A 775-nucleotide genomic window follows, 5' to 3' on the forward strand; every position below is an offset into this window, starting at 1 on the left:
ATAGCTTTATGAAAAAAATATACCTATTTCTGAAATTGTAATTCTATCTTATATTAGAGTATCTTATTATCGTAACGAAAGACATGTCGATCTTGTAATTAATCGTTTAATTCCTCCTCTTATTCACCTTGAAGAAGCCGAGTGGGATATATTGGCGGATTATATCAGCGACAGCATGGACGATTTTTACAAAGGATACTCCGTATTTTTAGATCAGGGCGCGGGTCCTGTCCGCCAACGGGTTGCGGAACTTCACACCGCCGTTATAGAGCTTTCCGCAAAATTGCAAAAGGGCGAGATTGAAACCGCATGGCTTCCACGTCATACATTTATTGTGCTTTCGCAAATTCAAGGACACGCGGCGGCTTTACTGGAAGACCTTGCGTTTGACGATGCTCCTTCGAAATCCGACATTGCGGCTATGGACAACGCCTTGGACAGCATGATAGATACGTTTACTGACATAAAAGAATTGATAAATAACGCTATGGACAATTTTAGAAGAAGCAATCTTACCTTGATACACGGAGGAAAAACATCTACACAATCCAAAAGTCAGTCGTGGCGCATGATACAGATAAGCATTTCAGGGCTTGAAGTTTGGCGACGCGCTATTATTTCGCATAGTTGCACTATGGAAGAACTTCATAAATTAATTCAAATAGGCATGAATTGGAACGGGAATTTACGTTTCCGTTTTTATTATGAATTACCAGACGGGAAGGAGTAATAACAAATAGCGCCGGTTCAAAACATGTTTTACGCGATACCCAAT

Annotated in this window: 1 protein-coding gene; it reads left to right on the top strand. The window is 40.4% G+C overall.

The window, feature by feature from the left end:
* Positions 1-151 precede the first annotated feature (151 nt).
* Positions 152-730 (top strand): IS1096 element passenger TnpR family protein, encoded by a 579-nt coding sequence (locus tag ACYVTD_RS14705; RefSeq protein WP_461248464.1) that lies wholly within the window; start codon positions 152-154, stop codon positions 728-730.
* Positions 731-775 lie beyond the last annotated feature (45 nt).

This window comes from Treponema sp. R6D11, from assembly GCF_054786075.1.